A 7,933-nucleotide genomic window follows, 5' to 3' on the forward strand; every position below is an offset into this window, starting at 1 on the left:
TTTAGTGGTTTTTGTGCGCTCTCGGCGTTGACGCTCGTCAGTCGGGGCCCGCCATGCTCAGCGATATGCGCCCGCGTCCGGTATCCACCTCCAGCACCCACACCGTCACGATGTCGCCCACCTTCACCACGTCCAGCGGGTGCTTGACAAACGACTTGGACAGCCGCGAGATGTGCACCAGCCCGTCCTGGTGTACCCCGATATCCACAAAGGCGCCAAAGTCGATGACGTTGCGCACCGTCCCCTGCAGCTGCATGCCCGGCTTTAAATCGGCGATATCCATCAGGTCGCTGCGCAAAAGCGGCGGGGGCAGCTCATCGCGGGGGTCGCGGCCGGGGGTCAGCAGCTCGTCTATCATGTCCTGCAGGGTGTAGTCGCCGGCGCCGGTCTCCCGCTGCAATGCCTGGCTCCCCAGCTCCGCCGCCCGCTGCCGCAGCTGGCTCAGGTCGCCGTGCAGCAGGTCCTTTTTGCTGTACCCACACAGGGCCAGCAGCTTTTTTGCTGCCGGGTAGCTCTCGGGGTGCACGGCGGTGGTGTCCAGCGGGTCTTTGGCGGCCGCCGGGTCCAGCCGCAAAAAGCCCGCCGCCTGCGAAAAGGCTTTTGGGCCCAATCCCTTGACCTTTTTGAGCTGTGTCCGGCTGGTAAAGGCGCCGTTTTCCTCGCGGAATGCGACGATGTTTTTGGCCACCGCCGGCGATAGCCCCGCCACCCGCCGCAGCAGCGAGGGAGAGGCGGTATTTAGGTCCACCCCCACCGCGTTGACGCAATCCTCCACCACCCCGTCCAGGGCATGATCCAGCTGGGCGGCGGGCATGTCGTGCTGGTACTGGCCCACACCGATGCTCTTGGGGTCTATTTTCACCAGTTCGGCCAGCGGGTCCTGCAGCCGCCGGGCAATAGAGATGGCACTGCGCAGCGACACGTCGTACTGGGGGAACTCCTCGGCTGCCAGCTTGGAGGCCGAGTACACCGAGGCCCCCGCCTCGCTCACCACCAGGTAGGATACGTCCAACTTGTTTTCCCGTATCAGGTCGGCCACAAAGATCTCCGACTCCTTCGAGGCGGTGCCGTTGCCGATGGCAATGGCTCGCACCCCGTGCTTTCTGATAAGGTCCAGCAGCGTCTCTGCGGCCTGCCGGGTCTTTTTTTGCGGCGGAGTGGGGTAGACGACGGTGGTGGCCAGTACCTTGCCGGTATCGTCGACCACCGCGATCTTGCAGCCGGTGCGGTAGGCCGGGTCAAAGCCCATCGTCACCATCTGGCGCACCGGCGGCTGCATCAGCAGCTGTTTTAGATTTTGGCCAAACAGATTGATGGCTCCCTCCACCGCCCGCTCGGTCAGCTGAGTGCGGATCTCGCGGGTGACCGAGGGCAGGATCAGCCGGTCAAAGGCGTCCTCCGCCGCCCGGTACAGGTAACTGCTGTAGGGGTGCCGCCCCGGCAGGCAGCGCTGTAGCGCCCCCAGCGCCCGCGGCCGGTCAAATTGCAGCGACACCTTGAGCAGGCCGGCCTTTTCACCCCGGTCGATGGCCAATACCTGGTGCCCGGCCAGCCGCTGCAGCGGCTGCGAGAAGTCCTGATAGGTGCGGTACACGCTCTCCTGGCAGCCCTCTTTGCCCTGACAGCACAGCGCCGCCCCAGAGAGCAGCAGCTCCCGCAGCGCGTGGCGCACCTGGGCGCTGTCGGATATCTGCTCGGCCACGATGTCCATGGCCCCGGCAATGGCCGCCTGAGCGGTGTCGGGGGCGTTTTCAGCCGTGTTCTGCGGGGCGGTGAAGGCCAGCGCCACCCGCTCAAGGTCCGGCCCGTCACTGCCAGCTGGCCGCTTGCCGGTATAAATGCAGTCGGCCAGCGGCTCCAGACCTTTTTCCCGGGCAATACTGGCGCGGGTGCGGCGCTTGGGCCGGTAGGGACGGTACAGATCCTCCAGTTCGGTCAGAGTGGTGGCGGCGTCTATTTGGGCCTGCAGGGCAGCCGTCATGAGCCCCTGTCGGTCGATGGCCTGTCCTACCTCGGCGCGGCGGCTGTCCAGCCCCCGCAGATATTCCAGCCGGTCGCTCAGCTGGCGCAGCAGCTGGTCGTCCAGATTGCCGGTGCGCTCCTTGCGATAGCGGGCGATAAAAGGGATGGTATTCCCCTCATCGATCAGCTCAACGGCCGCTGCCGCACTCTTGAGTGGGATGTGCAGTTCCTGGCTCAGCCTCTGTGTGATGTCCATGGTCATTGCTCCTTTATGCGGTGTGTTGGTATACTGGTGTGTTGCTATGTTGGCGCACCGGTGTGTCGGGCCGTCAAAAACAGTGATACCCAGTCCTGCGACCGGGTATCACTCTGCCCCCGACGGGGGATCTTTTACTTGTGGTCCGGGCGCTCTGCCGCCCGGGCAGCGGGGCGCAGTGCCGGCCGGCGGCCGGTATGCGCTACCACTGTTTAGAGACTTGTTTGCCGGCCTGCAGGTTTTCGGCCCCCTGTTTGAGGGCATCTAACAGCGCCCGGCGGGCAAGCCCTAGGTCCTGCCCGTTTTTCTGCACCAACAGCTTGCGGCTCTCGGTACTAAACAGGGCCATCACGTCCTGGCTGCCGTCGTTATAGGTAAAGGTGATCGCAGCCACCTGCTCGCCTTTTTGGGCGCTGCCGGTCTGTTCCTCCGGCCGGGCGCTGCAAAGCAGCTGGTACATCTCGCCAAACAGTTTGGCGTCTGTCGCCTGCCCGTTGCAGGTGCCGGTCCTGGTGGCGGCATCGGTCACCGCCAGCACCGTCTTTTCGCCGCCAATATCCAGCGTCACCTCGCGCACCTGATCCATTGCGGGGGCGGTGGCGTATTTGTTGAGGATATCAAAGGGGGATATCTCCAGCCAGTTGACCACGTAGTCGGCCAGCTTGAACACCACCGGATAGCCGTCGCGCATGGCGTAATAGATATCGCCGTCGGCCCTGCCGATGAGTACCTTGATGGCGCTGTCTCCTTCGCCCAGCAGCAGGTAGCTCTGGGGGGCGTCCAGCCCATAGCCGGCCAGCTGTTCCGGCGTGGGGTCGACCGCTATGGCGCTCGAGGCTCTGAACTGCACCAGATTGGTGAAGTTCTCGGCAAAGAAGGCGGGGTCGACATATCCCTGTGCCGCACCGGAGACCCGGTATTTAAAGAAGTTGCCATACCCGTCGGTCACCTGCTGCGACTGGATGTTCTCGATGACGAACACTCCGCTGGCATTTTGAAACTCCGCCCGCTTCAGGTTGTCTGAGGAGGTGGAGTCGTACGGCGACAGCTCCAGATCGATCAGGTCCAGGTCCTGCCCGGTCAGATAGGCCAGCGCGTTGGCGCTTCCGGCGTAGATGGCGTCTTTGCCGGCAATGCGGAAGTAGCGCCCGCCGCCGTCTATCTCGTCGCCGAACTCCAACTTGACGCTGGTGCCGTCGGTATAGGTGACGGTGGCGGTACCCTGTATCTGGTCCAGTCCGTACTTGGCATTGTCGTCGGCGCTGTCGCTCACCTTTTGGGTGGCGCTGATCTTGGCCGCGGTCTTTGAGCACTCGTAGATCTTATTTTTGCCCAGGGGGATATCTCCCAGTGACGGCACCTGCCAGCTGCCGGTAGTTGCCTGTATAAACTGATAGCTGCCCTTTTCATTCTCTACCGCCAGCGAGGCCACCTCGTCTACCGGCCGATCAGTCAGCACGACCGAGGGCCCATCCTGCCCCCCCTCCTCTTTTTCGGGGAGCAGTAGCAGCACGGCTATAGCCGCTGCTACCACCAGCAGCGCTCCCAGCAGCAAAAAAATGGTACGCTTTTGCTTTTTGCCCATTTACAGGTGCCTCCTGCGCAGGTATACGAATATGCCGCAGCCAAGCACCGCCACCGGCACGATGACGATAAACAGCGCAAACATCATGTTGCTCTCGTCCTGCTTGATGTCGAGATAGCCGCCCGAGACCCGTTTGGGCTCGATGGTGACCATATCGCCGCGGTCGGTCACCGTGTTGGCCAGGCTGGTCAGCAGCTTGGCGTTGCCCAGGCTCGACTCGGCCAGCAGCGACTCGTTGATAAAGTTGACGCTGCCAAACACCGCCACGTAAGAGGACTTGTCGCTGATGGTCTTGGTGCTGATGGCCGCCGCCGTGGGGTACTGCACCATGTCCTGGGCGGTGGCCTTCCAGTTGCTGGGGGCGTCCTCGGGGTAGATGCCCGCCTGGTCGCCGTAGCGGATGAGCGTCGACACCTTGATGGCGTCGCTGGTGTTGGTTTCTTCCAGCGGCACGCAGTAGGGGATAGAGGGGAACAGATTTTTCTCGATGAGAGCCGAGGTAAAGCTGTTCTGGGTAAAGTCGGCGATGGTGTTGAAGCGGTCGCTCTGGATCACGCGGGAGTTGTCGCCCTCAAACAGCACGCCCGGCTTTACGGTAATGCCCCACTCGGCCAGATAGCTCTCCAGCTTGGGCAGTTCGGGCTGCTCGCTGTCGGCAAAGTATAGGAGCGTTTTGCCGTAGTCGCCGCCGTTGGTCAAAAAGGTATCCAGCTTGTCGATCTCCTCATCGGTAAAGTCGCGTTTGGGGCCGCAGAGGATGAGAATCGAGCTCTCGGGGCGGATGGGGTCGCTGTTGCCCACGATGTTCTGGGTGTCCACATCAAAGCTGTTTTGCTGCAGCAGGTTCGACAGCGGCTCGGCGGTGAACTCGTCGTGGCCGGTGAGCACCGTGACCTTGGTGGCCTCTTTCGAGGTGGCGATCAAAATGCCCGAGGCCAGCGTGCTCTCGGCTTTGGAGGAGATGATGCGGCTGCCGTAGGCCGTGGTCTGCAGGTTAAACAGGTCGGCGCCGCCGATGTGCACGTTGCGGGTGCTCGAGGAGATGATCACGTCGTTTTCATTGAGCTCCAGGTCGGGGAACTTCGATTTGAACGACGGGTCTTTGACCATGTTCACGTACTCCAGCGTCACGTTTTTGTTGCCGGCAAACAGTTTAAACATCTCGTTGGCCTGCGAGTAGTTGGGGTCCAGCCCCGTCTGGCCGCTGCCGGCCACATAGGTGCTCTCGTCGTTGAGCACATAGATGGTCACCGGCTCGGTCAGGGTGCCCAGCACCTCTTTGCTCTCGTCCGACAGCTTAAAGGCGGTGGACGGAGTCAGGTCCAGCGTCAGCGAGAACCGGTCGCTGAGCAGGCCCATCACCACGTTGACAGCTACCGCCAGCACAATGACGCCGACGGTGAGGAGGGTGGCAAAGCTTCCGTAGCGAAATTTCCTGCTTTTTGCCGTTTTGGGTTGTTTCATCAGTTAGATTCCTCCGTAAATGTCTTGTTTGCGCACGCGCGGGTACACAGTGTCAGCTCCAGCGCCGCTTGTCGATGATGCGGACGGTGAAGAAGATGAACAGCGCGGCAAAGCTCACAAAGAACACCACCGAGGCTATGTCGATGACGCCAATGGTGAAGTTTGCGAAATTCTGTACCACCGACAGGCTCAGCAGCACCTGGCGGAGGCCCGCCATCGGGATCTGCTTGACCAGGGTGTCAAAAAAGGTCAGTAGGAAGAGCGATGCGACAAAGCTGGCGATGGCGGCGATCATCTGGTTTTCGGTCAGCACCGAGATGAACATGCCCACCGCGATCAGCGCTGCGCCGGACAGCGCGTAGCCGATAAAGCAGCCCAGCACCATAGACCAGCTCACCGACGAAAAGGCCGACATGAACAGCGCGTATACCAGCGTGATAGCGCTGCCGCACAGGTACAGCGCAAAGGAGGAGAGGAACTTGCCCAGCACCAGCTCGCTCAGTGTGATGGGGGCGGTGAGCAGCGCCTGGTCGGTCTTGAGCTTTTTGTCCTCGCTGAACAGGCGCATGGTCAAAATGGGGATCAAAATGATGCCCGCGCTACACAGCGATACGAACAGCGGCCGCATATCAGTCGAGGTGGCCTGCAGGTTATTGATGTAAAACAAGATGCCCGAGTACACGAACACCGCCGCCAGATAGATATAGCCCAGCGGGGAGGTGAAGTAGGCGCGAAATTCCCGTTTGAATATGGCTCTCATGATCTACTCTTCGCCTCCTGTGTGCTTTTTGCTCTTTTTGGAAAACCGGCTCTTTTTCTCCGGCTCGGTCTTTTCCTGGCTGGTCTGGGCGTCGTCGCTCACCAGCCGCAGGAAGATATCCTCCAGCGTCATCTCGCTGCCCTTGAGGCCGATCAGCTGCCAGCCGTGGCGCGACAGCGTCTCAAACAGCGCGCCGCGCACGTCTTTGCCCTCTTTGGGCTCGATAGAAAACTCGTACGAGCCAGCCTCTTTCGAGCCCAGCGGGGTGCACGACTGCACGTCCGGCAGCTGGCGGATGGCCGCCAGCACTTCCTGCTCGTCGCCCACCACCCGCGCGGTCACCTTGCTCGAGCCGCTGAGCACTTTCGACAGGTTGTCCGGGGTGTCGTCGGCCACCAGCCGGCCCTTGTCGATGACGATGACCCGTTCACATACCGCCTGGATCTCGGGCAGGATGTGCGAGGACAGGATCACGGTGTGCTTTTGGCCCAGGTCTTTGATCAGATTGCGGATGTCGATGATCTGCTTGGGGTCCAGGCCAACCGTGGGCTCGTCCAATATCAGCACGTCCGGGTTGCCCACCAGCGCGCCGGCCACGCCCACGCGCTGCCGGTAGCCCTTAGACAGGTTCTTGATCAGCCGGCCGGCCACGTGGTCGATCTTTACGGTCTTGCAGATCTCCTCGATGTGTTCGGCCCGGGGCAGCTTTACCTTTTTCAGGTCGTAGAGGAAGTTCAGGTACTCGGTCACCGTCATGTCCACATACAAAGGCGGCAGCTCGGGCAGGTAACCGATGTGGCGCTTGGCCTCCAGCGGCTCCTCTAAAATGTCGTGCCCGTCCACCAGCACCGTACCCGAAGTGGAGGATAGATACCCGGTGATGATATTCATGGTCGTCGACTTGCCGGCGCCGTTGGGCCCCAAAAAGCCCAGGATCTCCCCCTTGTTGATGGTGAAGCTGATATCGTCCACCGCGGCTTTTTTGCCGTAGCGCTTCACGAGGTTTTTGACTTCTATCATGTTTGCAAACCGTGCCTTTCTCTTGCCGCGGTCAGACCAGCGCGGCGAAATCGTAATGGAAAAGCGGCAGCGCCGCCGGCCGGCGGTCGTCTGCGCGCTGTCTGCACATAGCTCTATCCTAGCAAAAATGCCGCCGCTATGTGTTAAAAAACTAGAAAAGTTTCTTTCCCATTATAAACGAATACCGGCAGTAGCACAATGCGTAAGCGGCCAGAAACCGCCGATTTGTGGTGCTGTTTAAAAATTCTTGGGGCCCATCGGTCTAACTGCACAAAGAAAGCCGTCAATTGTGACCACCAGGTGAAAAGACTGTGTACAGGCTGCAAAGTAAACTTTGTTCCTATATAATAGGCCGCAGAGGTTTTACACTTTCTGTCAAAAGGCGATCTCTCACAGCAAAGAGGAAAATATTGCATTCTGTAATGTTATCGCCCCACATAGCCCACCTTTTATAACCCCAAGTATAACTTGTAAAGTTTTTTGTCGTATTTGCAAAAAAGATGTAAAAAAGGCGTTGACAGGCGTCGAGGGGTGTGGTAATATAAACAAGCTGTCAGCGACAGGGGGCCGAGAAAATGGCCTAACAGTCAGGTTTGTCGGCGGGGGCGAAAAGCTCCGGCGAAAAAAACATCTCAAAAAGGTGTTGACAAACTGGAAGCCGCATGATAGAATAAGGAACAGCGCTAAACGGGGCGCTGGACCACACGGACCTTGAAAATTGAACAATACTAAAGCTTGAACGGAACCCAAGATTCTAGATTTCTAGATAAAGAAATCATTCAAGTAATTTTAAACGTTAGAGTTTGAAATGAGCTAGATTTGGACAGGCGTGAGTCTGTTTAGATACAACTATGATAAAGAGTTTGATCCTGGCTCAGGACGAACG

The 7,933-nt window shown here is 59.6% G+C and carries 5 protein-coding genes; all 5 read right to left on the reverse strand.

Features of this window, described 5'->3' with window-relative positions; translation table 11 throughout:
* Nucleotides 1–37 precede the first annotated feature (37 nt).
* The 5 genes from C6Y32_RS14315 to C6Y32_RS14335 all read right to left on the reverse strand — a co-directional run bounded on the left by C6Y32_RS14315 (nt 38) and on the right by C6Y32_RS14335 (nt 7,047).
* Nucleotides 38–2,218: a Tex family protein gene (locus tag C6Y32_RS14315; protein ID WP_105205956.1), complete on the reverse strand. Its 2,181-nt coding sequence runs from the start codon at nt 2,216–2,218 to the stop codon at nt 38–40.
* A 202-nt stretch (nt 2,219–2,420) separates the two neighbouring features.
* Nucleotides 2,421–3,803, reverse strand: coding sequence for a DUF4340 domain-containing protein (locus C6Y32_RS14320; RefSeq protein WP_105205957.1), 1,383 nt, complete (start codon nt 3,801–3,803; stop codon nt 2,421–2,423).
* A complete protein-coding gene (locus tag C6Y32_RS14325; protein WP_105205958.1) occupies nt 3,804–5,267 on the reverse strand; it encodes a GldG family protein in 1,464 nt (487 codons plus the stop codon). It abuts the gene before it with no gap.
* A gap of 52 nt (nt 5,268–5,319) precedes the next feature.
* Entirely contained in the window at nt 5,320–6,027 is a 708-nt protein-coding gene (locus C6Y32_RS14330; protein ID WP_105205959.1) for an ABC transporter permease, read from the reverse strand.
* Between the two features lie 3 nt (nt 6,028–6,030).
* Nucleotides 6,031–7,047 (reverse strand): ABC transporter ATP-binding protein, encoded by a 1,017-nt coding sequence (locus C6Y32_RS14335; RefSeq protein ID WP_105205960.1) that lies wholly within the window; start codon nt 7,045–7,047, stop codon nt 6,031–6,033.
* Nucleotides 7,048–7,933: the final 886 nt, after the last annotated feature.

It is taken from the genome of Neobittarella massiliensis (ex Bilen et al. 2018), assembly GCF_900289145.1.
Taxonomy (GTDB): domain Bacteria; phylum Bacillota; class Clostridia; order Oscillospirales; family Ruminococcaceae; genus Neobittarella; species Neobittarella massiliensis.

Coding starts and splice junctions, on each gene's coding strand:
- C6Y32_RS14315 (WP_105205956.1), bottom strand. CDS start 2,218: ATGGACATCACACAGAGGCTGAGCCAGGAACTGCACATCCCACTCAAG.
- C6Y32_RS14320 (WP_105205957.1), bottom strand. CDS start 3,803: ATGGGCAAAAAGCAAAAGCGTACCATTTTTTTGCTGCTGGGAGCGCTG.
- C6Y32_RS14325 (WP_105205958.1), bottom strand. CDS start 5,267: ATGAAACAACCCAAAACGGCAAAAAGCAGGAAATTTCGCTACGGAAGC.
- C6Y32_RS14330 (WP_105205959.1), bottom strand. CDS start 6,027: ATGAGAGCCATATTCAAACGGGAATTTCGCGCCTACTTCACCTCCCCG.
- C6Y32_RS14335 (WP_105205960.1), bottom strand. CDS start 7,047: ATGATAGAAGTCAAAAACCTCGTGAAGCGCTACGGCAAAAAAGCCGCG.